This is a genomic window from Marinomonas rhodophyticola (assembly GCF_026113935.1).
Classification (GTDB): Bacteria; Pseudomonadota; Gammaproteobacteria; order Pseudomonadales; family Marinomonadaceae; genus Marinomonas; species Marinomonas rhodophyticola.
The window spans coordinates 268,588-292,831 of record NZ_JAPEUL010000007.1 but is presented as its reverse complement, the minus strand read 5'-3'; the positions used below and the strand labels follow the sequence as shown (position 1 = coordinate 292,831).

General features: G+C 44.1%; 23 protein-coding genes and 1 pseudogene. 4 read left to right on the top strand and 20 right to left on the bottom strand.

The features are described from left to right. Positions 1 to 81: 81 nt before the first annotated feature. From ONZ52_RS09905 to pseF, 4 genes are all read left to right on the top strand, one after another. A complete protein-coding gene (locus tag ONZ52_RS09905; protein ID WP_265218444.1) occupies positions 82 to 651 on the top strand; it encodes a DNA-3-methyladenine glycosylase I in 570 nt (189 codons plus the stop codon). A gap of 194 nt (positions 652 to 845) precedes the next feature. Continuing rightward, a complete protein-coding gene (pseB, locus tag ONZ52_RS09900; protein WP_265218443.1) occupies positions 846 to 1,841 on the top strand; it encodes a UDP-N-acetylglucosamine 4,6-dehydratase (inverting) in 996 nt (331 codons plus the stop codon). Next, a complete protein-coding gene (gene pseC / locus ONZ52_RS09895) occupies positions 1,828 to 3,015 on the top strand; it encodes a UDP-4-amino-4,6-dideoxy-N-acetyl-beta-L-altrosamine transaminase (RefSeq protein WP_265218442.1) in 1,188 nt (395 codons plus the stop codon). The genes pseB and pseC overlap by 14 nt, the downstream gene beginning before the upstream one ends. 2 nt (positions 3,016 to 3,017) lie before the next feature. Next, positions 3,018 to 3,758, top strand: coding sequence for a pseudaminic acid cytidylyltransferase (gene pseF / locus ONZ52_RS09890; protein ID WP_265218441.1), 741 nt, complete (start codon positions 3,018 to 3,020; stop codon positions 3,756 to 3,758). Here the strand turns inward: pseF and pseG are convergent. The 20 genes and pseudogenes from pseG to flgF all read right to left on the bottom strand — a co-directional run bounded on the left by pseG (position 3,720) and on the right by flgF (position 24,153). Then, positions 3,720 to 4,736, bottom strand: coding sequence for a UDP-2,4-diacetamido-2,4,6-trideoxy-beta-L-altropyranose hydrolase (pseG, locus tag ONZ52_RS09885; RefSeq protein ID WP_265218440.1), 1,017 nt, complete (start codon positions 4,734 to 4,736; stop codon positions 3,720 to 3,722). The two genes, pseF and pseG, sit on opposite strands and share 39 nt — an antisense overlap. Continuing rightward, positions 4,733 to 5,764: a pseudaminic acid synthase gene (gene pseI / locus ONZ52_RS09880; protein ID WP_265218439.1), complete on the bottom strand. Its 1,032-nt coding sequence runs from the start codon at positions 5,762 to 5,764 to the stop codon at positions 4,733 to 4,735. Before pseI ends, pseG begins: the two co-directional genes overlap by 4 nt. A gap of 2 nt (positions 5,765 to 5,766) precedes the next feature. After that, positions 5,767 to 7,875, bottom strand: a complete 2,109-nt coding sequence (locus ONZ52_RS09875; protein ID WP_265218438.1) for a motility associated factor glycosyltransferase family protein — start codon at positions 7,873 to 7,875, stop codon at positions 5,767 to 5,769. After that, complete coding sequence (locus tag ONZ52_RS09870) at positions 7,865 to 8,158, bottom strand: hypothetical protein (RefSeq protein WP_265218437.1); 294 nt, start codon at positions 8,156 to 8,158, stop codon at positions 7,865 to 7,867. The genes ONZ52_RS09875 and ONZ52_RS09870 overlap by 11 nt, the downstream gene beginning before the upstream one ends. After that, on the bottom strand, positions 8,158 to 8,592 hold the full coding sequence (fliS, locus tag ONZ52_RS09865; protein WP_265218436.1) for a flagellar export chaperone FliS: 435 nt from the start codon (positions 8,590 to 8,592) through the stop codon (positions 8,158 to 8,160). The genes ONZ52_RS09870 and fliS overlap by 1 nt, the downstream gene beginning before the upstream one ends. 39 nt (positions 8,593 to 8,631) lie before the next feature. Then, positions 8,632 to 10,047 carry a flagellar filament capping protein FliD gene (gene fliD, locus ONZ52_RS09860; protein WP_265218435.1) on the bottom strand — a complete coding sequence of 472 codons (1,416 nt, stop codon included), beginning with the start codon at positions 10,045 to 10,047 and terminating at the stop codon, positions 8,632 to 8,634. Then, positions 9,965 to 10,240, bottom strand: a complete 276-nt coding sequence (locus tag ONZ52_RS09855; RefSeq protein WP_265218434.1) for a flagellar cap protein FliD N-terminal domain-containing protein — start codon at positions 10,238 to 10,240, stop codon at positions 9,965 to 9,967. The genes fliD and ONZ52_RS09855 overlap by 83 nt, the downstream gene beginning before the upstream one ends. A gap of 39 nt (positions 10,241 to 10,279) precedes the next feature. Continuing rightward, positions 10,280 to 10,702 (bottom strand): flagellar protein FlaG, encoded by a 423-nt coding sequence (locus ONZ52_RS09850; protein WP_265218433.1) that lies wholly within the window; start codon positions 10,700 to 10,702, stop codon positions 10,280 to 10,282. 62 nt (positions 10,703 to 10,764) lie between these two features. Continuing rightward, entirely contained in the window at positions 10,765 to 11,649 is an 885-nt protein-coding gene (locus ONZ52_RS09845) for a flagellin N-terminal helical domain-containing protein (protein WP_265218432.1), read from the bottom strand. A gap of 1,656 nt (positions 11,650 to 13,305) precedes the next feature. Beyond that, positions 13,306 to 14,190, bottom strand: a complete 885-nt coding sequence (locus ONZ52_RS09840) for a flagellin N-terminal helical domain-containing protein (RefSeq protein ID WP_265218431.1) — start codon at positions 14,188 to 14,190, stop codon at positions 13,306 to 13,308. 424 nt (positions 14,191 to 14,614) lie between these two features. Then, entirely contained in the window at positions 14,615 to 16,156 is a 1,542-nt protein-coding gene (locus ONZ52_RS09835) for an HD-GYP domain-containing protein (RefSeq protein WP_265218430.1), read from the bottom strand. Between the two features lie 21 nt (positions 16,157 to 16,177). Further along, positions 16,178 to 17,485, bottom strand: coding sequence for a flagellar hook-associated protein FlgL (flgL, locus tag ONZ52_RS09830; protein ID WP_265218429.1), 1,308 nt, complete (start codon positions 17,483 to 17,485; stop codon positions 16,178 to 16,180). Between the two features lie 4 nt (positions 17,486 to 17,489). Continuing rightward, positions 17,490 to 18,407, bottom strand: a complete 918-nt coding sequence (locus tag ONZ52_RS09825; protein ID WP_265218428.1) for a flagellar basal body rod C-terminal domain-containing protein — start codon at positions 18,405 to 18,407, stop codon at positions 17,490 to 17,492. Beyond that, complete coding sequence (gene flgK, locus ONZ52_RS09820; RefSeq protein WP_265219384.1) at positions 18,394 to 19,410, bottom strand: flagellar hook-associated protein FlgK; 1,017 nt, start codon at positions 19,408 to 19,410, stop codon at positions 18,394 to 18,396. The genes ONZ52_RS09825 and flgK overlap by 14 nt, the downstream gene beginning before the upstream one ends. 150 nt (positions 19,411 to 19,560) lie before the next feature. Beyond that, on the bottom strand, positions 19,561 to 19,827 hold the full coding sequence (locus ONZ52_RS09815) for a glucosaminidase domain-containing protein (protein ID WP_265218427.1): 267 nt from the start codon (positions 19,825 to 19,827) through the stop codon (positions 19,561 to 19,563). Next, positions 19,802 to 20,566 (bottom strand): flagellar assembly peptidoglycan hydrolase FlgJ, encoded by a 765-nt coding sequence (gene flgJ / locus ONZ52_RS09810; protein ID WP_265218426.1) that lies wholly within the window; start codon positions 20,564 to 20,566, stop codon positions 19,802 to 19,804. Before flgJ ends, ONZ52_RS09815 begins: the two co-directional genes overlap by 26 nt. A 13-nt stretch (positions 20,567 to 20,579) precedes the next feature. Next, a complete protein-coding gene (locus ONZ52_RS09805) occupies positions 20,580 to 21,668 on the bottom strand; it encodes a flagellar basal body P-ring protein FlgI (RefSeq protein WP_265218425.1) in 1,089 nt (362 codons plus the stop codon). A 50-nt stretch (positions 21,669 to 21,718) separates the two neighbouring features. Next, entirely contained in the window at positions 21,719 to 22,564 is an 846-nt protein-coding gene (locus tag ONZ52_RS09800) for a flagellar basal body L-ring protein FlgH (protein ID WP_265218424.1), read from the bottom strand. Positions 22,565 to 22,577: 13 nt separating this feature from the next. After that, positions 22,578 to 23,364: pseudogene (gene flgG / locus ONZ52_RS09795) on the bottom strand (flagellar basal-body rod protein FlgG). A gap of 45 nt (positions 23,365 to 23,409) precedes the next feature. Then, the gene (gene flgF / locus ONZ52_RS09790; RefSeq protein ID WP_265218423.1) at positions 23,410 to 24,153 is read right to left on the bottom strand and encodes a flagellar basal-body rod protein FlgF; all 744 of its coding nucleotides are present in this window, start codon (positions 24,151 to 24,153) and stop codon (positions 23,410 to 23,412) included. Positions 24,154 to 24,244 lie beyond the last annotated feature (91 nt).

The following is a 24,244-nucleotide window of genomic DNA, read 5'->3' as shown; positions in this document are numbered from 1 at the left end:
GACTCTGATATGATCAGATCAGTAAATGAGAAATAGAAGGATCGATTTTCCTTCATTGATAATCTTAAGACGGAGCGCTACATGGACAATATACGTTGCACTTGGTGTTTGGGATCGCCCGAGTACATTCATTACCACGATACCGAATGGGGCATCCCTGTATACGATGACCCCTCGCTGTTTGAGTGCATTGTACTCGAAAGCGCCCAAGCAGGTCTAAGCTGGATTACCATTTTACGCAAACGAGAAGGCTATCGGGCCGTTTTTAATGGATTTGATCCAAGCAAAGTCGCTAAAATGACAAACGATGATGTGGAAAGATTGTTACTGGACGAACGGATTGTTCGTCACCGAGCCAAAATAGAAGCCACCATTAATAATGCACAAGCCTTTTTAAAAATCGCCGACGAGTTTGGCTCTTTCAGTCAATACTACTGGGGCTTTAGTGATCACAAGGTGATTGATAATCGGGTTAATGGACTGGCTGAGGTGCCCGCCGTAACAGAGCTGTCGACGCGTCTCGCCAAAGACTTGAAAAAAAGAGGATTTAAGTTTCTTGGTCCCACAACATGTTATGCTTTTATGCAGGCTACCGGCATGGTGAATGACCATATTGCGAACTGTGTGGCTCGCAAAGCAAATGACGCTTAAAAGATTACCTCCTTCGAAGAAGCTGTCGTTTTTGCGATGGTCTGAAAAGGGATAGCCTCAAAGGAGGCACTTGATTTCATTAATGTTTCGCCTAAAGTTGTCGATACGGTAAAAAGATTCTTTGTCTATGAAACTGGTTCATCATCAATCTTCATTAGGCTTGTGTAACTTTCATTTTGGTTTGGTACTCATACATGTTTAACAACAAAAGCATTCTTATTACTGGCGGCACGGGGTCATTTGGTCGTCAGTATGTCAAAACGTTACTGGCCAATTACCAACCTAAACGCTTGATTATTTACTCCCGCGATGAACTCAAGCAATACGAAATGCAGCAAGATTTTGATGCCACTTGTATGCGCTACTTCATTGGAGATGTGAGAGACAAAGACCGTTTGACTCAAGCCATGCGTGATGTGGATTATGTGATTCATGCGGCGGCCCTCAAGCAGGTTCCAGCAGCAGAATACAACCCTATGGAATGCATTAAAACCAACATTCATGGCGCTGAAAATGTTATCGCGGCGGCCATTGCGAACAATGTGGACAAGGTTATCGCGTTATCCACTGACAAGGCCGCGGCTCCTATCAATCTTTACGGCGCCACTAAGTTAGCCTCTGACAAGCTGTTCGTGGCGGCTAACAATATGGTCGGTCAAGGCCGTACACGTTTCTCTGTGGTTCGCTATGGCAATGTGGTTGGCTCACGTGGCTCTGTGGTGCCCTTTTTCCAAAAATTGGTAGCCGATGGTGCGGATTCTATTCCTATCACACACCCTGACATGACACGATTTTGGATCACGCTACCAATGGGTGTCGATTTCGTTCTAACAAACTTTCAACGCATGCATGGTGGTGAAATTTTTGTGCCTAAGATTCCCTCCGTGCGTATTCTGGATTTGGCGGCAGCTTATGCACCAAATATTCCCACCCGTGACGTGGGCATTCGCCCTGGTGAGAAACTGCACGAAGTCATGTGTCCAAGTGATGATTCCTACCACACCTATGAGTTTAAAAATCATTACGTGATTGCTCCTAGCATTAAGTTTTACCAAGACGATATGGATTTCGCCCACAGTCGTTTAGGAGAAATAGGTGAGTTAGTTGAACCAGGATACGAGTATCAATCTGGTAGTAATCCACACTTTTTAAGTATTGCAGAGATTTTAACCTTCGATGATGCCCACTGATTTTATTCCTTACGGTCGCCAATCCATTAGCGAAGACGACATTGCGGCTGTTGTAAAATCGCTGCGCTCTGATTTTTTAACCCAGGTACCGTGTGTTGGTGAATTTGAGCAAGCTATCGCAGCCAAAGTGGGAGCAAGTTTCGGTGTGGCGGCAAACAGTGCCACCTCAGCGTTGCACCTTGCCTGTTTGGCGTTGGGCGTTGGTGTGGGCGATAGGGTGTGGACTTCGCCGAATACCTTTATCGCTTCGGCCAATTGCGCTCGTTATTGTGGTGCCTTGGTGGATTTTGTTGATATTGATCCTCGAACTTACAACATGTGTGCAAACAAATTGGCCCAAAAACTTCAGGCAGCGAAGTTAACTGGCACGCTTCCAAAAGTGGTTATACCAGTACATTTTGCTGGACAATCCTGTGACATGGCGGCCATTTATGCCCTATCTAAAGCGTATGGTTTTCGCATTATTGAAGACGCTTCTCATGCCATTGGTGCCACCTACCAAGGCGATCATGTGGGCAATGGAAAATTTAGCGACATCTGTGTTTTTAGCTTTCATCCGGTAAAAATCATTACCACAGCGGAAGGTGGCATGGCTGTCACCAATAATGAACTGCTCGCCAAACACATGCGCACTCATGCTTCGCAAGGCATAACCAAATCACCAGACGAACTCAATCAACAACCTGGCGATTGGTATTATGAACAACATACATTAGGCTTTAATTACCGTATGACAGAGCTGCAAGCTGCACTCGGGTTGGCTCAATTATCTCATTTGGACGACTTCATAGAACGTCGTCATAAACAATTTGAACACTATAAAACTCTGTTGAAAAACTTTCCTATTACTCTGCCCTATCAGTCTGAGGACAACTATTCCTCCTTGCACTTGTATCCGATTTTATTACCTGAGCACAATAAGTCCGCTAGGAAAGGCGTTTTTGATGTGCTACGTCACGCTGGTATTGGGACTCAGGTACATTACATTCCTGTGCATACGCAACCTTATTATCAAGCGTTGGGATTTAAACATGGCGACTTTCCTATCGCTGAAGATTATTATGCTCGCACACTGAGTTTGCCGCTTTTTGCCGACCTCACTTATGCACAACAAGAACGAGTGGCACTGATTTTAAAACATGCTTTGATCGCCAATCGTGTCATGAGAGCCTAACCATGTCTTACGAACAGCGGTTAAAAGATGACTCTTTTTCTGAGCAGCGGCCTTATCGAGTGGCGGTCATTCCCGCTCGTGGTGGCTCACAACGCATTCCAAGGAAAAACATTCGTCCATTGGAAGGCAAGCCGCTGATTGCGTATTCCATTGAAACGGCGTTGGCGTCTGGCTTGTTTGATCGCGTCATTGTATCGACCGATGATGCTGAAATAGCTGACGTGGCGCGACGTTATGGTGCAGAAACGCCCTTTATGCGCCCTGCTGACTTAGCCGACCACATGACGGGCACAACCCCTGTGATGCAGCACGCGCTGAACTATCTTATTGAGGAAGGCAGAGCGCCAGACCAAGCCTGTTTGATTTACGCCACTTGCCCAATGCTCACCGTCGAAGACATACAACAAGGTTGGCAGAAGTTAGCAGAGGCCGACACGACTTTTTGCTTTTCCGCTACGACCTTTGCCTTCCCTATTCAGCGCGCTCTGCATATTCAAACCAATGGTGAGCTAGCGCCTATGTTCCCCGAACACATTGGCAAGCGTTCACAGGATTTAGTGGAAGCCATACACGATGCTGGACAGTTTTATTGGGCAAGCACAAAAGACTGGTTTGATGAAGTAATATTTGGCCCACGATCCAAGCCACTGCTATTACCAAGACATCGAATTCAGGATCTAGATACCGAGGAAGATTGGCAACGCTTAACGCAAATCATGCGACTCAAGCTTGCCGAGTCGTGACAGATCATCTGTGATGACTTGTGCCACTCTCTGCGCACCCAAGCCATCGACTAAGCTTTTTGCCGTAGCACGAGCTTGGACTTGCCATGCATCATTCAGCCAGAGTGAACGAAGCTCAGACACCAGTTGCTCCACCAAAGCCGAGTGCAAAGCAATAGGCTGATTATCAAAGCGTACCGCGCGGCACCAGCCCAAAGGGATATGTTGTTCAAGGGAGCGCGTTTGGTTGTCAGCTACTTGCGCAAAAACCGTCGGCACGCCCATGCAAGCTAATTCAAACAGGGTTCCACCTGCGGCAGAAATGGCCATTTTCGCGCGTTTCATTAACGGCGTAACATCTGAGACACCTCGCTCAACCGCAATCTGATGAGCAGCGCAAAACGCCTCCACTTGGTCGGCCTGTTTGGCATTGGCTCCCAATAAGACTTGTAGATTATCGATAGCAAAACCCGCAGTTAATAGGCTCTGCACAATGGGCAAAGTGAGCGCCAGCGGATCGGTTCCACCAAGAGTAATTAAGAGTTTATCGGCGCGTTTAGTTCGGGGTTGATCGATGCTTGATTGTTGAAAGGCTGGCCTCAGCAAGGCGTATTGGCTACCCGTTAACGGCTTCTCTACCAAAGTGGAATAGTTTTGCTCAAGGGGATTCAATAGCCATCGGGCAGGAAAGTCGCCACGGTCGTTCATGTCATCCAGCACCAACAGATTAGGCTGATGCTGATACAAACGTCGGATGTCTGCTGCACTATAGCCATAGTGGTCTAGGATGACTAAATCCGCTTGCTGAGCCACGGCAAGAAAAGCCACTTCATCCTCTATGAGTATATCGTCTGGGCTGGCAAACGAAGCATGTCGCTGCGCTACCGCAAACTGACATTGCCAACCGAGAGCGTGAAACGCATGAATCAGCGCTTGACTGCGCACTCGATGCCCCATGCCGATTTCGACAGACGCATCGGCGCGCACGAGCAGTTTCACGCCAGCATATCCCAAGCGAGTGGTTGACCTTTTTGAGCATCTCTGGCGAGGGTTTTACCCAACACGTCAGGCCAATACTTTGGCTCTAAGCCAAAAGACGGGCGTATGATTTTTAGATGAGCTTCAGTGAGTACCGTACCCGCTGGCAGGTCAGTTGCTACGTAGATAGAGCGACGATATTTCTTCGCCGCTTGCTCGGCTTCTGAACCGCCATAGGTCACGGTGCCCAAGGCGGCTTTGGCTGCGCGACAGGCATCGACAAGCGCTTTCATTTCGGCAGGCTCCATAGAGAACTCTGCGTCTACTCCGCCTGCGCTGCGATCCAACACAAAGTGTTTTTCAATCACGGTCGCACCCAAGGCCGTAGCGGCCACCGCCGCTCCCAAACCACGGGTATGATCGGACAACCCCACAGGGCAACCTGTTTTAGCCGCCAAATCCGCCATGGTCACTAAATTGGTGTCTTCAATTTTTGCAGGGTAGGTACTGGTGCATTTGAGCAAGGTTAACGGGTTATTGCCAATGGCTCGGATGGTCGCCACGGCTTCCGCTATTTCCGCTTCGCTTGCCATGCCAGTAGACATGATGATGGGCTTGCCAGTGCGTGCTACTGCTTGAATCAGCGGAATGTCGGTCATTTCAAAGGAAGCGATCTTGTACAAAGGCACATCAAGGGACTCCAAGAAGTCCACCGCACTCAAGTCAAACGGTGAACTAAACGCCACCAGCCCTAAAGACTCTGCCAGTTCAAATAAGGGTTTATGCCATTCCCAAGGGGTCGACGCTTTTTGGTACAAATCATAAAGGTTGGTACCACGCCATAAGCTGTCGCTCTCTGACACCATAAATTCCCCATGACGCACATCGAGAGTCATGGTATCTGGGGTATAAGTTTGCAACTTGATGGCATCAACTCCCGCCTCAGCCGCAGCATGAATCATGGCTTTGGCAAGCTCGAAGTTTTGGTCATGGTTGCCCGATAACTCAGCAATGATAAAAGGCATTTTTTCAAACGTAGCTTCGAACATAATTAACCGTTGTAGTAAGTAATCAGGTGGTCGTTGCCTTTGTCCACATAGTCTGAGGCCTGTTGCAACATACTAGGCATTTCTTCTAAGAACTCGCACCATGGGGCAAATAGATGTTTTGCACGTGCCACGGTTTCCGCTTCATCTTGATATTTAAACAGGAACTGTACGATCAGGAAGGCGGAATAAGTGAAGGAACCTATCAGCAAGTCGTAAATGTGACGATGCACACTGCCCTTCAAGAAATAGATTTGACGATGGTGAGACCAAAGTAAATCACACACCTGTTGACGGGTGGTCACCGATTCATCCCAGCCCTGTTGCAAGTTCTGACTGATCTTACGGAAATCATCAACCGAGATCAGTGAGTCTGTGGCTTTATCTAGCAGAGCCGATGGCGGATCTGTAAAAAAAGTTTGCTCTAGGATGTCGATCACTTTGGCGTGGTCGATTTTTGGATCCATGATCAACACATCTTCTAATGGCAAAGGCGTCACCCCTTCGATTTTCGCGCCATCAGATAAATTGAAGCTGGCAAAGTTACGACGTTTATTCAGCAACCGAGTAAGAGACTCCAGCTGCACTCGTGACGTGTCCATGATACCTGTAGCATAGATAGTGCCACCGAAATTACCTTCACGCTCGACTAACTTAGCCTCTTGAAACGTTTGGAAGCCAGATTCTTTGCCATCTTTGTAGTAACCACTGTGAATAGAATGGTGACTGCCTTTGTCTTTAAAGCCGTTGTCCACGCCCAAGTAGTAAACGTTGTTAAAACCAAACAGATGCACATAAGACAAGGCAAGGTTAGCCACCACAGGGTTACAGTAGTTAAGTTGCACGTATTCTTTGTTATCACCATTCAGGCGCGCTTGGTTCAGCATCAAAGACGTGATGGCCTCGCCTGGTTTCATCGCCATGCCTGAGCGCTTGAAGCAGTCATACAGGCCTGGGTGCATCACATTGACGGACAACGCCCAGATTTTGTCCAGATAGTCCTGATCCAAAAATTGGAACTTGTCTACGGTTTGCTTGAGACGCTCAATATCCACGTGAATATCAGGCGTCACACCCAATTTTTTCAAGGTATTAATGGTGGAGCCACAACAGATAACTAACACCTGATCTCGCACTTCTTTAACCAGTTCGATGCCTTGGTCAAGGGAAGGCCCATTACCCAAAATAAAGACAGGAATATTGGACACCCATTTAGGCAAAGCATCGCGGCCTTGGAAATGAGCCACTTTGGTTTTCGGCAAGGATTTTAGACCTTGCGCAATGCCAATTAAGGCATCATCAAAAAAGCCCCAGCCCATTACTTGGCGGGCGTACTGTTTTTTGAAATGATCGATGGCCTGATCATTTTCAGGGCTAGTATAACCAACATGCAAGAAGGTCTCTGGCGCCATGAAAAAACCATTTTCTTCCAACTGACGCAAATATTTCTCAGTAAACTCTTCAGGGCTGACGCCTAAGAAGAAATGAATAGTGCGGCCATCTTGGTTACACACTTCTAAAATATCTCGCCACTCAATGGCAAACAACGAATAGTAAAAAAAGTCCAAATCGTGTTCATAAAGATACAGGTGTTTGATCTGACGTTCGGCAAGCAATATTTCAAGTTGATAGCCGAACTCTATACCAAACAAAATGGTCGAACCGACGAATTCCGGCCAGCCTTCTTGTGCTGTTAGCCCTTCTGATTGATGTTCAACCTTATCTAAAATTTTATTGCTGTAATATACGTGACGACTGGGATGATTCGCCGTACGCTCTAAATTTAACAGCGTTTTGTTAGGTTTCAAAAAAGCCCGTTTTACTTTTTCTGCCGCTTGAGTTCTTGGCACATTGGAAAAAAGCGGTACACCAATATCTTCACGGTAAAGGTTAAGCTCACCGCTTTCTTCCATGTAGATATGGCGTTTTTTGGGCTGATAGTTTTGAAAAGATTCAAAGATATGAGGCATGACCTGAGCAAACATATTCATGTTTCTTAGGTAACGGTCTGTTAACTCTTGATCATTCTCTTTGAGGCGAGCCGCACCCCTTTCAAACATAGAAACAAACGCTTCTGCCTGACCAAGAGACGAGAAATTCTCCTCATTCTGCATGTTTCACGCCTTTGTACTTATTTACACCCTTACGGGTCTTATGAGTTTGATAAAGTTGTTTTTGCATTTCTGAGCGCACATCACGGATGAGCCGAATAGCCGATTGATGTACCAATATAAAGTGTCTTATTTTTTCATTGGCAGCCGGATCATCAAGCGGCTCTATGGTGAGAATAAAACGATTATTGTCTTCGCATAACTGCTGAATCTGATCTATGTCTCTATCGGTGATACTTTGTTCTAATGCGGCACTCAAGGTTATTAAGTGAGACATATCAAACATTACACTGCGCCTACCCTAGCTTCATTTTGACCATGATAAGCCGCTTCTTTATCAGCGTTGGATATTTGATCCCAAGCGCCTTTAATTTGCAGAAGAAGACCCATTACCTGATCAAGAATGCTGGTATCTTTAGCAATACTGGCTTCAGTAATACGGACTATCATGTACTCGTAAAGAGACTCAAGGTTATCAACGAGCTCTGGATTAACATCGCGATCTAATGCATCTCTTAATGCATTAATAATTTCACTCGCACGAGTCAATGCTGCCGCCTTTCCTTCCCAGTCACGACGCTCAATACAGCCTTTTCCTAAGGCAAGCTTTTCAAGCGCGCCTTGCATTAAGAGCTGAATGACACGGTGAGGGTCAGCCGACGCTAAATCGGACTTAATTGAGTCCTTTCTGTAGGCTTGGATCCCTTTACTCTTGTACATATACAACCCCATTTATTAACTTACACAATTTAAACCGTTTTACATTTTCGCTAAGACAGAGTTTAGATATCCACCCTGCGCGTTCATCTCCGCTAGGCGAGAATCCAAACTAGTAAACTTAGTACGAAGCGACTCTTCGTATTTCGCCATACGACTTTCATACGCTTCTAATGTCTCTTCTGTACTATCTATCGACCGACTTATGGAATCCTTTAATGTATTTGTCATACCACGTGGTCCTGTATAGTTATCTAACAGGTTCTCCAATGACTGAGCCAAACCATTATCACCAGACATCAACGGCGCTATCTCGCTGTAGCCACGCTTCATAGCATTATTAAACTTGGTACTATCGAAACTTAATTGGCCTTGGTTGTCCATTTTTACGCCTAAATCAAAAATGGATGTAAAGGTCGATGAATCACCATGACCACTCATTAACTGAGTCGACAAAGACGCCTGGAGGTTTCGAATCATACTGTTACCGTTCAGCACCGCGCCTTTCTGAGAGCTGGCGTTTAACAAACCGACCATCTCATTATAGGAAGAAATGAATTGCTCGATCGTTTCTTGCACTGTTTTTTGGTCAAAACTGATATCCACTTTCGTGGTCTTATTCGTTGGCGCTAGCGCCTCTATTGATAATCCGGCAACGGCTTCATCAAAAGTATTGGTATCGTTTCGGATTTGAATACCATCAACGGTAATCACAGCATCACGCGCTTCTTCACCCAAAGGTGTGTATAAGCCAGCAAACGCGCCCTCTGTCGACACGCTGTCTAATGTAATACCGGAAGCAAATGGTGATAAATTGGAGTCTGCTTTATCAAGCTCGTCAGAGTCAGGGCTGGACTCATCATCCGCCGCTAAGCGATTTTTTTCTTCATCTGCAGGAATAGGACCGTCATTGGCGAAATCGACATCGTCACCTTCTAGGTCTAATTCATCGATTTCATCGGTCGACGCATCTTCCGAGCTAGTGTCATCGCTTTCTTCAATTGTAGGGTTATCTTTAATGATATTACCGTCTTCATCTCGAGCAACGGCGGTGTTGGATATCTTTAGAGTGTTACCAGCCCCTTGAATAGAAGAGGTTAAGGTAAAAAATAAATTACCACTACCATCATCAACAAGATTAGCCGACACGCCAAAGTTATCTTCTGACGTATTAATTTGGTTGCGTAGTTCGGATAAAGTTGTACCGGCAGCAACATTTATGGAAAATTCATGGCTGCCAGCTTTAAAAATGAGCTGTGCTTCCTCGTTAGAGACCACATCATCAGCGGAAGAAAAAACCCCAGGAGCCGACATCACGCGACTGCCTTTCGCCAATTGATTCACATCAATTGCGTAGGAACCATTAGAAGCCGTACTATCTGTGGTGATAGCAATAACTTCTTCTCCTTCTTTTTGGTCTATTTTGGCATCTCGACCAGTAAAGAGCCTCATCATCATTCAGCGCCTTAACGGAAGATTTAAAGTTATCAATGGCCGAACCAACTTTACCAAGAGCAGACAGTTCTGCTTCATAATCATTGATTTTATCTTGATAAAGTTTAACCTTGACGTCTTTTTGAGCACTCACCATTTGATTTACAAGGGATTCTAAATCTATACCAGACCCTGCACCTAATGAGCCTACCGACATAACTTCATCTCCTAACGCTTCGCATTATCTATGATCTAATCAAACCTCACTGTTTACCAAGGTTCCTTTGATATCACTTAACTGGCTCATGATAGCATCAATTCTTTCCGACATTTTGAGAAACTCTTCTGTTGGAATTTGACGAACCACATCCCCCGTTGACTGATCCAATACCTTCACAATATTTTGCGCTCGGTCTTCTGTCATTTCAAAGGTTAAATGTACATTTAATTGAGACAATTTTTGATTCATTGCCTTCAGATCGCTTGGCTCAACAGGGGCCGACAAATTCGAGGAATGAGAATGTCTATTTTCTCTATCACTTTTGTTTGTCTCGGCCGCATTCTGTACAACTTTAGCATTTGCTTGGCGCAATGCAGCAAAATCCTCCACTGTACGCTGATCCGGCTTCAAGGAATAGTTGAGACCCTGCTTAGAAAAATCACTGGCATTAATAGACATATCAGAGTTCCTCCAAATAGACAAAAGCCGGACAAAGTCCCAGCTTTCCGCTACCACTAAACTTAGCCTAAAAGAGACAAAGCCGTTTGTGGACGTTGGTTCGCTTGAGCCAAAATAGATGAACTTGCTTGCTGAAGAATTTGAGAGCTTGTTAGCTCCGCCGTTTCTGCCGCAAAGTCAGCATCACGAACACGAGCACGTGCAGATGATACGTTTTCTGTGATGTTACTCAAGTTGCTGATTGTTGAACCAAAACGGTTTTGGACCGCACCCAACTCAGCACGCTTCGAGTCAACCGCAGCAATCATAGTATCTAGTGTATCAATCATACTCTGAGCATTCGCTACAGTAGAAACCGAAGCCGTAGACACGCTCACCTGCGCTGTAGTAGAACTGCTCGACAAACCAGACATAGTGAAACCACCATTTCCAGCGTAATCGATTGTGTTATTAACACCACCGTCGGTTAGGTTAAAACTAATCGTTTGGTTAGAGTCTGCACCCACCTGGAAGATACCAGTGTAGGTACCATCTAATAAATTCTCACCACCAAAAGTAGTATCGGAAGCGATACGGTTTATTTCAGTAGAAAGTTGACTTACTTCCTGTTGAATGGCTGCACGGTCTTTATCTGAGTTAGAGCCGTTTGACGCTTGGATAGATAGCGTACGCATACGTTGCAACATATTCGTCGTTTCATCCAATGCACCCTCTGCTGTTTGAGCCAAAGAAATACCGTCATTAGCGTTACGAACAGACTGATTCAAACCATTTACCTGAGAGGTTAAACGGTTGGAGATAAGTAGACCTGCCGCATCATCAGAAGCGCTGTTGATACGCAAACCAGAAGACAAACGTTCAAAAGATGTATCCAAAGATTTAGCAGAGCCCATTAGCTGGCGCTGTGCACTTAAAGATGAAGTATTAGTATTTACATAAAGAGCCATTATAGCCTCCTAGGTTTTATTAAATCCTGCAAAATAAAGCAGATCGTATAAGGTTTTCGGCAAGACTTTGAAAACCTTTAGTCAAATTCGGAACATTTTCTCCTCATAGTGGATAAAACATTCCCTTACAGCGGCAAATAACTGCCTAACTAATTGTTTTAAATCACTAAAAAACAATTAAATTTTTTTACACTTTTTCTTTAAAAAAAGCGTTATTCATCAAAATCGGTCATTAAATACACTAAAAATGCCCATGAACCTTACGTTGCCGTGACAAAATTTGAGGCGAGCAGAAACAACACTCTCGCAGCTCATACATCATATTTAGCAGCACACAAAAAGTGGCAAAACCCCGCCTTTAAACGACGAAAACTGCCTATAAAAACCGACAAAAAATGGCTCACAAAAATAGCCCAAGTGAGACCCTTTTTTCTCTGCTTTTCGTTGAACGTATTATCGATTTACGCACGACAGCCTCCCTCCCCTCGTTGTAGAAAACAGCGACCATTTATGTTCAAAACGGACATTCAACAACCCCCCCAAAAAAAAGACGCAGTAGTGCCATGCCATCATTTTGATTTTTTATATTTAAAGACCCAATAATCAGTCCCCCTTAGCACCTTTTTGAAAACGGATCGCTATACCCACGGGCTTACAAATAACAGCCAGAATGCCAACAAGGTGACCACGGATCCGAACCACCAATATCTATATGCTCACCACCCCATACTCAGCTAAAAAAAGACGTAGCTGTGCCGTACCAGTATGTCGAAACGCCATATTTAGAGCGCGGGGATTTCTAAGACCCAATGCCTAATGACGAACACCTAATATCCATTTAAGAACTCATTCAGCGTTTTTTGCCTCATAAATTGATCCACCTTCGTTTTGCGAAACAATAGACACAGCTGTTTTTACATAGAGGATCCCGAGCCGACGCCACCAGTAAATACCTCAAAATAAGACGTGGCTATGCCACAGCATCACTCCAACACCACCTCTTGGAGAGGCAAAAACATGAGGAACAAAGTAACTACCTTCCATTAACCCAACTTCAACTTCGCAGAGTTTTGAGTAACCATCTGAGCAGCTTGGCCAATAAATACCGAATAATCAGCGCACCACACCTGTGTTATTAACATTTCAGTCTCGTAATTTTTTCCACATAACCTCATGCATTAACTGACTTCTGAGGAATCCCAGCCAAATCATCGCTTACGCAGCAATGCCATCCACCTAAAAGCAGTTAACCCCTCTGTAAAAACCATCATTCACCTCATAAAAATACGACGTAAAATTTATCTTGATGTCCTGCCGTAACAGTAAAATTCTTTAGAAAACACTCACTAAAGGGCGAATAGTCTAAATTTCATTTTGCTAATGAAGCCCATCTCAAAGCCAATCCAGAACCCAAAGGGATCATTTCCCCTTCGCAACATTGTTCATTAACTGCCTGTGACATAAGCCTGCGCACTCCTAACCCACCAAAATGCTGACACATCGCATTATTTGGGCAAAAAAAAGCCAGGTGAAAAAATCACCTCGGCTTAAAAGGCACCTCTAGGAGAGAGAAGTTGCCCATAATCCGAGAAAAGACTCGAATACTTTGTAAAAGCGACAATCTTGTGCCGCCTCACGCAATGCCATTTATTTCAATTAATTACCTAATAGAGAAAGTGCTGCTTGAGGACGCTGATTAGCCTGAGCAAGGATAGTACTACTCGCTTGCTGAAGAATTTGCGCACTGGTTAAGTTTGCTGTCTCTTGAGCGAAATCGGCATCACGAACACGAGCACGTGCTGCGGACACGTTTTCAGAAATATTGCTTAAGTTCGTTATAGTTGAACTAAAACGGTTTTGTACCGCACCTAATTCTGCCCGCTTAAAATCTACCGCTGAAATCATCGTATCAATAATACCTATCATACTCTGCGCATTGACGACCGTAGAGACAGAAGCGGTTGATACACTCACTTGCGATGATGCTTGGCTTGATAAACCAGACATGGTGAAGCCATTATTTCCTTGATAATCAATGGAATTATTCGCACCACCAAACTCCAGAGTAAAACTGATTGTCTGGTTAGCATCAGCACCCACTTGGAACAAACCTTGATAAGTACCGTCAAGTAAGTTTTCACCACCGAATGTTGTGGTTGATGCAATACGGTTTATCTCTTCAGATAATTGCGCCATTTCTTGCTGTAGTGCGACACGATCTTTGTCTGTGTTTGAACCGTTGGCCGCTTGGATAGACAAAGTACGCATACGTTGTAACATACTCGTTGTTTCGTCCAACGCACCTTCAGCAGTTTGAGCCAAAGAAATACCATCGTTTGCGTTTCGAACAGATTGATTCAAACCATTAATCTGTGATGTCAAACGATCTGAAATTTGAAGACCAGCGGCATCGTCTGCAGCGCTGTTAATTCGACGACCTGATGATAAACGCTCGTAAGAGGTATCAAGTTCTCGACTAGAGTTGGTTAGCATACGCTGAGCATTCAGCGAGGACACATTTGTATTTACGTATAAAGCCATTTTTTCTCTCCTAAAAACATTTTTTTAACGAGACAACCTTTTGATTTAATTAGTTATTTGGTTTTTGTCTCTTATTAAGGTTATCGACACATTAGGTCTGATCTTTAATATTTTTTTATACTTTTTTTGAATTGTTTACATTTTCTACACTCAAAAAAAGCAGTACCCACAGTTATCGAACTCAGAGCAAATAACTTTAAAAATAAAAGCACTAAAACATCAAAATAATGCTAAAAGAGCACAATCATAAAAAAAGAAGATTGAAAACATTTGAACTCTAATTTTTTCTTAAGCAGTGAACGGTGAACGGTGAACGGTGAACGGTGAACGGTGAACGGTGAACGGTGAACGGTGAACGGTGAACGGTGAACGGTGAACGGTGAACGGTGAACGGTGAACGGTGAACGGTGAACGGTGAACGGTATTATGAGATATGATTGATAAACTGCAATCCAAAAGCTTGAGGATCAACCTCTTTTTCAATTGTCACTTCGGTTCTGAGATTAGCAGACTTATTAAGCTCGATATCTGAAGCAGCCACAAAAGATCTATTTGTTATGCTGTACACCTGTCGGATGAGCGATGGCTGAAAGGATTTATTAAGCGTCAGAACGAATCCTATTCGCCCATTAGACAATTGCACACAGGAACCGACAGGAACAGAACCGATACTTTTTAAAAACACCGCGAGCAATTGCCTGTCAAATGCCAATCCTGATTCCTTTTGCATCTGCTGACACGCCTTGATAGGCCCCATCGAGGGCTTGTGCGGCTGTTCTGATGTCATGGCATCATATGCATCTATAATCGCAGCTATTTTACCGTAAACAGAAATTTCATCCCCCTGCTTACCAGCAGGATAGCCTGAGCCATCAATTTTTTCATGGTGATCTAATAGCATCTGATAAACGGCTTTAGGAACACCTTCACATTTTTGTAAAATTTGTTCGCCAAATTGGATATGCTTACGAAACAGATCAAACTCACCGTCCGTCATTTTTGTTGTTTTAGATACCATGGCCATTGGTAAACGAAAACGTCCTAAATCAAACAAAAGTGCTCCGAGAGAAATAACCTCGACATACGCACTCGATAATTTCATGGCTTTCGCAAAGTGGATGCCCAGAACAGCCATCCCCATGGCATGTTGCTCTAAATAAATAGAGGCGTCTTTTATATGACGTATCGCCATTAAAGAGAAATTATTGCGGGTATGAGATTGTATTAATCGACGGCAAAATTTCACTAACTCCAACATATCTAATTGCTCGCCACGCTTAAAACGCTCAACTTGCGATGACAACAGCGAGTACCCATCTTGAAACAACTTAAGCGCTGTGACCGTCTCATCATCAAATGACGTGGGAATAAACTTATGTTCGAAGGGAATCTTTTTATTACTACCAGAAAGCGTATTTTTTGGCTCTAACTCAACCGTAGCACTGCTACTCTCTTTGACCGAACCATCAGCACTGTTATCCATACGCGCTTTATAACTAAGAATGTATTCACGGGTCTGTTCGTTTAGTTCTTGTCGAAAATAGCGAAACAAGCTTTGCCCTTTCGTATGTTTGATACGTAACTCTTTAGTATTTAAGTCGGGATTGAGCTTTTTTAGCCCTTTTACAGATCGACCATAAGCAATGGACAAACATAGGAGAAGAAATCGCTCTTGTGCATCATATAGCCTTTCACGGCGAGTACTTAGCAACTTGTCATAAGCGAAATATGGATCGTAAGGTAAATATTCAGAATCTAACGCAGGACGCAGCACATCAAAAGTTACTTGGCGCATCGCAACACTGATAATGCGGTCTTTTCTTCCATGCATTTTTATTAAGCTTTGAACCCGCTTACTGCTAACAACTTGATCTTTAATCCCTAAAATTTCCAGTATTTCTTCCATGTCGAAATACCCAACATAAATATCAGCCCCAAAACAAGACTCAATTTTAAATGCTGACATTTTTATATCATACCTTGGTGATTACATCTTATTAAAAAGGGAAAGGTTATTCATGCGAGTAAACACCTTTTGTGAAGCACTAAGCGCAGACTCTTTCATGGTTAGCTCCGTTGCCGCCGCTGCAATATCTAAACCGCCAATACGGTCTTGCGCAACATTGTTTGATAACTGATTCGCTGAGCTAAAACCAGTCCTGTCTTGCAAAATATTCAATCTAGCGCCTACAGAAGATCGACCTTCACTGACTTTTCTTTGCGCATTATTAATACTGACCGTCGCATCAAAAAAAGCCATTTGACGCTCATCGTTACTAGACGATAAATCACTCAATACCGCCAAACTATCGTTTATTTCGTTCAATACATTGTCTCTTCTTGGTTTATCCAAAGAGATATCAACCACTGCGCCTGGTGCCCCCTTTAGCAAAAATGTCATACCAGCAAAGGCAATAGGTTTCCCAGCAGTATAAGATCCAGAAGACACAACCTCTCCGAGGCTATTGGTAATGCTATAAGAACCAGGTGTACCATCAAACGCTCGACGACGATCCTCATCTGCTTTGGTGTCTGATCCTGTAGAGGCTTCTATAGGGTCAGCTACTGCACCTTCAGCAAGGATTGGCTGCGTAGTCAAACGATATTGATTAGCAGTAGGGTTTTGAGGGTCATAATAGTCTTCAACAAATTGATTAAAGTCGCCATGGTGTTTTACTTTGGCTGTAAGGGACACATCGCCAGCTGACACCTGAGATGAAAAGGTTCGACTGGTCCAAACATCTTGAAACAACTTTTTCCCAGAGTCTGAAACGGGAATTTTCATATCTTCCGAGATTTGGGCAAATTTTTGACCCTCATTCCCTGCCCACTCATAACGGCCATCACTATTTAATATGAAAGGTGGACCTTGTGTATCAGTTCCCGCAAAAATATAGTTACCATCAGCACTCTTTGAATTCATCAGCTCTGCCATTGAACCCGTAATTAAGGCTATTTCTTGTACTATTGCATCTACATCCGCTTGAGTATTGATATCGTTTTGTGCCTGCATGAAAAGCGTACGAACATCGTCTAAAGAATCGTTCAGACTTTCTAAAGCCACTTCTTGATATTCTAGATGACTAGTCGCCATTTTTATCGATTCATCATATATCTTTAGACTATTGTTACTACCTTCATACATCAATATTTGGCTGGCACCGACTGGGTTATCACTCGGCCTAACAATATCGGTTTGCGCAGAAATCTTTTCTTGCGCATTCAGAATTTTTTCGTTCGCTTGACCAATCGCTCTGCTGGACTGACTATAAATGAGATTATTCGTCACTCGCATAAATCTACCTCATGATCCCTAATAGCGTTTCAAACGTTGTACGTGCAGCCGTCACCACCTGAGCTGAGGCAGAATAAGATTGCTGGTACTTCATAAGATTCACCGCTTCTTCATCAAGGCTCACTGCCGACAATCTGTCTCGACGATTGATACTATCATTCATAATCACTTCACTGGATTTTGCATGCCCAGCGGATTCAGCCGTCTTAGTTCCAACATACGAAATAAAGCCCGCAAACGCTTTTGTTAGGCTGGCTTTACCTTCGACTAATGCTTGGTTCTGTAGATTAATTAACGCCAAGCCGTTGACATTATCTGATGGCCCCACATCCTCCGTACTAATAGAAAACTCATCCCCCTGCTGAGGCATGGATGAAATTGACACATCAAACCCCGCCTCTTTTGCCAGCCCTGCCTGCTCTAGTAAATTACTGTACTGAAAAACATTATTCACAGATGCAATCTCAGTCCCTGATGCATCACGAACCACATAAGAACTAGGAGAAGTAAAATAAATCTGATGAGGCGCACTGGGATAAAGCGAACCATCGGCTGCAAATGCAGAAGAATCTGGCTTTGTATTCGACACAGAAGACACAGATATTCTCGCATCAGATAAGTTATCTGAACTGGTCGTCGCCCCTACAGGTGCACTCAACGCAAGTGCATCCCCATTTTTTGCGTGCAGACTCAGATTAGCAGCGGCGCCAGCTGTTGGCGTAAAACGAAACACATCGTCTTGATCAAAAGCATTCAGATCACCTACACGAATATCAAGACCCAGTTCTTCTATTTTGTAATACCCATGACGATCCGGAGTCATATTCGCCAAATCAAACACGGTCGATTGCCCCACAGCTTTATCATTTAAATCGTATTTTGTAATAGCAAAACGATTATCATCGGTTCTACTGAGTCTCATAAGTATCTGTGGTGATTTTGGACGCTTCTCCAGAAGAGACTCGTACCGAAAAATTAGGTAATTTCTGGATATTGTCTTTACTAGAATATATATCTATCCGACCCAAAGAAAATAAATCTCGGCCAAATTCACCATTAGCATCCAATCCCTTCGCATTCTGAGTATTCATAGCATCCGCAATCGCGATAGCATGCTGCCCTAAAGTACGATCTGCGTATTCGCTAAACTCGGAGCGAAAATCTACCATGCCACCAACGCTCCCCCCTAAGCTTTCGGTTTTTAAACCAACATTGTAATCACCAAAACTCAATACAAAATCCATTCTTTTGGGATTTAACGAATTTTGAATCACTTTCAGTTCCGTTGGATTTTGATCCATGACCAAAGGCTGACCATTCATCAATTGAATCGTCATTAAGCCTTTATCATTGAACTGAGCATTGATGTCTAAATATTTAGAGAGATCTTTTGCCAACAATTCCTGTTGATCTCGTAGTTCATTCGCAGACGAAGAGGACAGACCTTCTTCTCGTAAGATTTTACTGTTTAAATCCGAGATTTTAGTGGTGATGGCATTGACATCAGTCAATGACGATGACAACTGTTCGTCAACCAAATTTTCCTGATCTTTTACCAAACCTGACAAGGTTTTATACTGGCTCACCAGATTGTTTAAACTAGAGTAAGCAAGCTCCCTAAGGGATGACGAGGTTGGATCATTGTTTGCATTTTGCAGTGCGCTGAATGTCTTATTCAAATAACCCGTTAAAGAAACGCTGTCTTCGGCAAGCAAGCTATCTGACATTGTCATCAAGGAATGATAAGTATCATGATAAGAGAAGTCCGATGTGTCCGCTCGCACTTGTGCACTCACAAAATTGTCAACAAGACGAGCTGTATCACGAATGACAACACCACCGAGGGGCGAGCTAGCGGTATCCGTTCTTTGACGGCTATAGCCCTCAGTATCCACATTGGCCGTATTCTGCCCTGTCGTATTAATACGGGCATTACTGGACTGTAGTCCAGATAAACCAATTGAATATAAATTTGAGCTTCATAGCTCACACCCCTAGTGCGTTTGTCGAAGATAACCTTTCGTGTTATCGGCTATCTATGCAAAAACTTTACCAAAGATAATAATTGCGTCATTTTATTGCGGTAAGCCTTTGAACCACTTACTAGAAAGGATGCTATCTATTTTATCGGAGTACTTAGGATCTGTTGCATAACCACCTTTTTGCAGAGAAGCGGCAAACATTGATGCGTCATCTCCAGCTTTAAGGGCATCTTTATACCGCTCACTTGATGAGAGGAAATCTGCATAATCTTCAAAACTCTGAGAAAAAGAGTCATATGCTCTAAACGCGGCCTTTTCTCGTTTTGCTACGCCATCACGAAATTCTAATGTATTGACCACAGCGCGATCTCCCTTGCCAGCGACTGTCTGCCTTGATGCCGAACAAATTAAAACTCGCCGTACCGTTCTCTTTGGCAATAGGGTATTTCCCCCACCCCGTTTCCAAAGCCGCCTGCGCAAGCACTGCCTTCGGGTTAACACCTAACTTTTGTGCCGCACGCTGAGCATGAGGCCACAGGTGCTCAACAAATTCATCTGGAGAGTCAAATACAACGGAAATAGCCGATGGCGAAGGTTGATTTGAGCGTTCTGTAACTTGAGTGACGTTCTGTGATTGTTGCTTCGCTTCTTGCTGCACAGATTCAATAAATTCTGTGGAAGCACGATGAGCCAGAGCCTGAATCCTAGCCAGATCTTGCTTAGCCACCTGATTAAGAAAGTCTGTATCGCCTCGCTCTTTTGCCCCAGGAGAACTGACTCCCCCTTGCTGCTGTGTTTGGTATTGACGAATAAGCGCTTCCGATAAACCAATGCCACCGGACTTGGCTAAACTTTGAGACATCTGGGCATCCATCATCTCTTGATACTGCTTAGTTTGAGCACTTGAAAAAAGATCGCTGCCAATTGCCTCATTCGTGCTGCGCATATTTTTAAGTAACATATTGATAAAGATGGACTCAAACTGTTGAGCAACCACTTCCAGTGCGGCATCAGGGTCTTGCTGAGCTTTCGTTTTTAACGCGGTTAACGTCGAGAAATCAGCAAAAAAATCTTGTTTAGGAGGCACTGAATTCATCATAAAAACTGATCACCTATATCACAACCAAATCCGCATTAATTGCGCCAGCTTGCTTTAAACTTTCCAGAATTGCCATCACATCCCCAGGCGCTGCGCCAACCTGGTTGACAGCTCGAACGATATCATTCAATGAAGCACCAGGGTCAAAGACAAACATACGACCGCTATTAGGAGCAATCTCAATACCCTCGCGAGGCGAGATAATCGTCTCCCCACCCGTTACCGTTCCATCTTGCCCAACCACAGGTGGCGTTTCTCTTATTGTCACAGTCAGACTACCGTGGGTAATTGCGGCGGGAGAGACTTTCACGTGCTGTCCAATAATAATGGTTCCGGTGCGAGAATTCACTACAATCCGCGCCCGCTCCTCAGCCACATCCACTTCAAGATTTTCCAGAATCGATAAAAACGTCACACGCTGACTCGAATCTCTTGGCGCAGATACTCGTATTGACGTTGCGTCTAAAGTCGTAGCAACACCAGGCCCGAGAAGATCATTAATTTTATCTGAAACATGCTTAGCCGTTGTAAAGTCTGGACGATTTAAGTTAAACGTCAAGGTATCACCCGTATTAAAACTACTTGGCACCATGCGCTCTACACTCGCACCGTTTGGTATACGACCCACCGTAGGAACATTGACAGAGGTTCGAGAGCCATCCGTACCATTTGTGCCTAAACCACCAACAATTAGATTACCTTGAGCAATAGCATACACTTCACCGTCAGCCCCTTTTAGGGTAGATAATAATAGCGTCCCACCACGTAGCGCACTGGCGTTACCTATCGACGATGCTGTCACGTCAATTTTTTGTCCTGGTTTTGAAAAAGCAGGCAATGTGGCGGTTAAAGACACCGCCGCGACATTTTTCGACGTCGCGCTGACCCCTTCTGGCAACGTCACACCAAAACGTGACAACATGCTAGCGAAGCTTTGATTGGTAAACGGTGTGCTGTCACCCGTGCCATTTAGACCAATAACCAAGCCATAACCAAATAATTGGTTTTCTCGAACGCCTTGAACACTGGCAATGTCTTTCAACCGATCAGCTTGAACTGAAAAGGACAAGAAATATAAGACAATTAGCGCTGCGTACTTCATCACATCACCTATTGAGAGAAACCAATCTCTCTGCTGTTAGAATCATTAAATTAATAAGGCATGTCGCTAGAATTAAGCAAACGACTTACCCAACCTTGTTCACTTCCAGCCGCCACATCTCCAGTACCGGAATAGGTAATTCTTGCATCAGCAACACGTTCGGAATCCACGGTATTATTTGGGGAAATATCTTGCCGACGCACAATACCTGAGAAACGAATATACTCATCCCCTTGATTTAAACGCAGCCATTTTTCACCACGTACTGCCAAAAGACCGTTTGGATAGGTTCGAAAAACAGTAACTGAAATGGTCCCACTTAAGCTGTTATTTTGATTAGCAGAAGCATTACCTGTGAAATCCGTCCCCTGTTGCGGCAAGGTGGTATCTACTTTCAGCTCTTGGCCTAATACTGTTGGGTTTTCAATTGTAGCTGAAGACGATTTAGACACCGTAGCCGCATTGGCCTTCGTTGACGTTGTCGTTTCATTCAAATTAATTGTTAATATGTCACCAACCTTGCTGGCCTTTTGATCACCAAAAAACACATCGCCCATACTTGTCTGATAAATACCGCCTGTTGGTGCTTGGGAGGGCGTCATACCATTCGGATAAACTGGCGCATAATAAGGGTCATCAGACTGAATCGATTGACTGATTTCTGGTCCATTCAGAGGATCGTTCGGGTCCGGTACATACCCTTTACGCGGCACCTCTGCAGGCTCTTCTGGGGGGTCTTCCTCATCCGTTACAGCATCAACGACGGCATCAGTCACTGCCGCCACCACACCTGCGGCCGCGGCATTGGCAACAGCTTGCTCATTCACATCCCAAGAAAGGCAACCTGACAAGCAAGCACTGAACAACACTAAGAAGGCAAATTTAATCTTCATCATATTCCACACGTTACTATAATTGCTGTATTGCAAAACTCATCATACCGTCGGCCGACGCAATCACTTTCGAATTCATTTCATAAGCTCGCTGGGTGGTAATCATGTTCACTAGCTCTTCAATGGAATTCACATTTGATGCTTCTAACATGCCTTGTGCTATCGTTCCCAACGAATCTGTACCAGGAACACCAACGATCGGTGGACCGCTCGCATTGGTTTCCGTAAATAAATTTTGCCCAAGCAGAGTTAAGCCCTGTTGGATTGATAAAACCAGCGATATTAATTGCGCCAACTTGCTGAGCGTCGGCATCACCACTGTTTCGCACTGAGACAATACCATCTTCGGCAATCATGATTTCAACTGCACCTGGATCGATTTGGATCCCTGGCTCAATAACCAAACCACCAGATGACACGAGCTGGCCTTGACTGTTAAGTTGAAGGCTACCATCGCGCGTATACGCGATGGTACCATCGGGCTGTAATACTTGTAAGAAGCCTTTACCTTGGATGGCAATATCAAGCTGCCTATCCGTCATATTGTAATCGCCATTAGAAAAGTCTTTTTGGGTCGCGCCTACTTTTACCCCTGTACCTAATTGCAGGCCTGATGGTAATTCCGCATTCTGAGCACTCAGACCACCAGGTGCACGAACGGTTTTGTACATGAGATCTTCAAATACCGCCCTGTCTTTTTTAAACGCCGTCGTTGAAACGTTTGCCAAGTTGTTGGCGACAACGTTTAACTGCTTATCCATGGCACTTAAACCCGTTTTACTGACCCACAATGCTGAATTCATAATTGCCTCTTTTACATTCCGTTATTCGTTATAAATTGATGATACTTAAGCCGAGCGCTGTAAAATTCGAGCAGAAGAATCTGCATTATCTCGAATCGTATCCATCATTTTCACATTCATTTCAAAGCGTCGCGCAAGGTTCATAATGTGTGTCATCTCTTCAACAGCATTCACGTTACTACCTTCAATAAATCCACTCGCTAACTGGACGTTTGGATCAGGATCAAATTCTTGCCCATCCCGAGAATGTATTAAACCGTCTTCTTCTTTGCGTAAGTTCTGTGGGTCTGGATTAACCAACTTAATCTGGTTAAGTACCGCCACTTCATTCTCGGCCCCGCCTTGAGGCACAATAGAAATAGAACCGTCTGCGGTAATGTTAATACTGCTAAACGGTGGTAAAAAAATAGGACCACCCACACCGGCAACAGGCAAACCTCGTCCTGTTACCAATTGTCCAGCGGCATTAATTTGCAAGTCGCCAGCTCGAGTATAGGCTTCCTGACCACTCTCATCGTATACAGCAATAAAGCCATCGCCTGCCACCGCAACATCTAAATTTCTACCCGTTTGAATCATGTCACCTTGAGTATATCGTGTCGCTGGATTTTCGGTCATTGCATACACACGGCTAGGATAATAATCCCCATAGACCTGCATAGAACGGGCCTGTTCGAAATCAGAACGAAAACCTGTTGTACTGACATTTGCCAAGTTGTTAGCGTGTATTGTTTGAGCGTTCATGGTTTGTACACCACCACTCATTGCCAAATATAAGGCCTTATCCACCGCGATACTCCTCAAAAATTCACATCACATGATTAACTACTATCAAAAATCGTACCAACTTATAAAGAACATAAAAAAGGCAAAAAAAAGC

Coding starts and splice junctions, on each gene's coding strand:
- ONZ52_RS09845 (WP_265218432.1), bottom strand. CDS start 11,649: ATGGCTCTTTATGTAAATACTAATACTTCATCTTTAAGTGCACAGCGC.
- ONZ52_RS09850 (WP_265218433.1), bottom strand. CDS start 10,702: ATGTCTATTAATGCCAGTGATTTTTCTAAGCAGGGTCTCAACTATTCC.
- fliS (WP_265218436.1), bottom strand. CDS start 8,592: ATGTACAAGAGTAAAGGGATCCAAGCCTACAGAAAGGACTCAATTAAG.
- pseI (WP_265218439.1), bottom strand. CDS start 5,764: ATGTTCGAAGCTACGTTTGAAAAAATGCCTTTTATCATTGCTGAGTTA.
- ONZ52_RS09870 (WP_265218437.1), bottom strand. CDS start 8,158: ATGTTTGATATGTCTCACTTAATAACCTTGAGTGCCGCATTAGAACAA.
- ONZ52_RS09800 (WP_265218424.1), bottom strand. CDS start 22,564: ATGATGAAGATTAAATTTGCCTTCTTAGTGTTGTTCAGTGCTTGCTTG.
- ONZ52_RS09825 (WP_265218428.1), bottom strand. CDS start 18,407: ATGAGACTCAGTAGAACCGATGATAATCGTTTTGCTATTACAAAATAC.
- ONZ52_RS09840 (WP_265218431.1), bottom strand. CDS start 14,190: ATGGCTTTATACGTAAATACAAATGTGTCCTCGCTGAATGCTCAGCGT.
- flgJ (WP_265218426.1), bottom strand. CDS start 20,566: ATGATGAATTCAGTGCCTCCTAAACAAGATTTTTTTGCTGATTTCTCG.
- ONZ52_RS09855 (WP_265218434.1), bottom strand. CDS start 10,240: ATGTCGGTAGGCTCATTAGGTGCAGGGTCTGGTATAGATTTAGAATCC.
- ONZ52_RS09835 (WP_265218430.1), bottom strand. CDS start 16,156: ATGTCAGCATTTAAAATTGAGTCTTGTTTTGGGGCTGATATTTATGTT.
- ONZ52_RS09875 (WP_265218438.1), bottom strand. CDS start 7,875: ATGCAGAATGAGGAGAATTTCTCGTCTCTTGGTCAGGCAGAAGCGTTT.
- flgL (WP_265218429.1), bottom strand. CDS start 17,485: ATGCGAGTGACGAATAATCTCATTTATAGTCAGTCCAGCAGAGCGATT.
- fliD (WP_265218435.1), bottom strand. CDS start 10,047: ATGATGATGAGGCTCTTTACTGGTCGAGATGCCAAAATAGACCAAAAA.
- pseF (WP_265218441.1), top strand. CDS start 3,018: ATGTCTTACGAACAGCGGTTAAAAGATGACTCTTTTTCTGAGCAGCGG.
- ONZ52_RS09805 (WP_265218425.1), bottom strand. CDS start 21,668: ATGAAGTACGCAGCGCTAATTGTCTTATATTTCTTGTCCTTTTCAGTT.
- pseC (WP_265218442.1), top strand. CDS start 1,828: ATGATGCCCACTGATTTTATTCCTTACGGTCGCCAATCCATTAGCGAA.
- pseB (WP_265218443.1), top strand. CDS start 846: ATGTTTAACAACAAAAGCATTCTTATTACTGGCGGCACGGGGTCATTT.
- ONZ52_RS09905 (WP_265218444.1), top strand. CDS start 82: ATGGACAATATACGTTGCACTTGGTGTTTGGGATCGCCCGAGTACATT.